Source organism: Mesorhizobium sp. M7A.F.Ca.CA.002.09.1.1 (assembly GCF_003998555.1).
Classification (GTDB): domain Bacteria; phylum Pseudomonadota; class Alphaproteobacteria; order Rhizobiales; family Rhizobiaceae; genus Mesorhizobium; species Mesorhizobium ciceri.
In genome coordinates this window covers 1-1,462 of record NZ_RZRR01001143.1, presented here as the reverse complement: position 1 = coordinate 1,462, position 1,462 = coordinate 1, and the positions used below count along the sequence as shown (strand labels likewise).

The 1,462-nt window shown below is 67.5% G+C and carries 2 protein-coding genes; one reads left to right on the top strand and one right to left on the bottom strand.

The features are described 5' to 3' along the window. On the top strand, positions 1-808 hold an 808-nt coding region (locus EN994_RS31125; protein WP_127308133.1), incomplete at its 5' end, for a LysR substrate-binding domain-containing protein. A gap of 35 nt (positions 809-843) precedes the next feature. On the opposite strand, the gene EN994_RS31120 is transcribed toward EN994_RS31125, so the two are convergent. Further along, positions 844-1,462 (bottom strand): 3-keto-5-aminohexanoate cleavage protein (locus EN994_RS31120; protein WP_127308132.1); only part of this gene is annotated, 619 nt, incomplete at its 5' end.

Genomic DNA, 1,462 nt, shown 5'->3' with positions numbered 1-1,462 from the left:
GCTCAACGTCACGCAAGGGGCGGTCGCCCAGCACATTCGCGGGCTGGAGGCCGATCTCGGCACGAAGCTGTTCGAGCGGCTGCCGCGCGGCCTGGCGCTGACCGATGAGGGCCGCGCCTATGTCCCCAACATCCGCCGCGCCTTCGACCTGATCTCGGAGGCGACGCTGCTGCTTCGTCCCGAGCCGGCGCGGCTGACGATCAGCGTGACGCCGAGCTTCGCCACCAAATGGCTTATCCCGAGACTGCACGACTTCGTCGCGCACCACCCGCTGGTCGACCTGCGCGTACTGGCCAGCGAAAGCCTGTCGAGCTTCCAGGCCGATGGCGTCGACATCGCGGTCAGGCAGGGCCGCCCACCCTTCGGCGCCGGGCTGGTCGTCGACCTGCTGTTTCCCCAGCAGATCGTCGCCGTGTGCAGCCCGGCCCTGCTGCCGGCCGGCGCGATCGAGATCGCGGCCTCCGCAATCCAGCACCACGTACTGCTGCACGATGCCCACAATCTGTGGCCGGAATTCATGGAAAAGGCCGTCGGCCTGAAGATGACGACCGAACTCAAACGCATGCGCTTCAACCAGACCGGCCTCGCCATCGACGCGGCGGTGGCCGGCCAGGGCATTGCGCTGGCCAGCCGCTTTCTCGTCGCCGCCGACCTCGCCGCCGGCCGTCTGGTTCAGCCCGTCAGCGGCGAAATGCGCGGCACGCAGGATTTTTATGTCGTGATGCCGAGAAAACAGCGCCACCCCGAGCCGACGCAAGCCGTGCGGCAATGGTTGCTGGATGCCGGAGAGCGACGACCTTTGTCGTGAGACCTTCGCACGCACGGAGACGTCAAGCCGCTTGCCTATGAGGCAACGACGGGCGCACCGCGAAAGATCGCCACGGCGGCAGCGACGATTTCCGCATTGTCCTTGGCTGTCTTGCCATCGGCGAGCGTCTTGCCGTCTTCCAGACCGACCCGTGTCGACCAGCGCTGGCGATGCGCAAGCTCGACGAGGGGCCAGACAGTCGTGTCGACGCCATGCAGCAGGATCGGCCGCCCTACCCCGGCGCGCTCGAGTACGGCGGCGATGCCATGCGCTTCATCGAGTGCAGCGGACAGGTCGGGGATATCGATCTCGATCAGAATGCGCAGCACCTGGTTGTGGCCAGGAAGCGCTACGAAGCGCTCGGCATCGGCGACGACGGCTAGCCCCGCCTCGATGCCTACACCACGCTGGCGCAGCAACTCCATCACGGCGGGCGCATCCGGTTCGGACAGGTTGACCGAAGCATAGTCAGGCAGGTCTCGCCAGCCGGCGATCGCCGCTCGGGTCCGCTCGACGTCGTTCTCGGTCCAGGCGCCGGTCGACACGCCAACCAGTGTTCCCGGGCAGGTCCGGCGCACCGCCAGCACCGTGGCGTCGACGGCTGCCAGGCTTTCGCGTCCGTCGGTGCCGCGCGGATGGATATGCAGTTCGGCC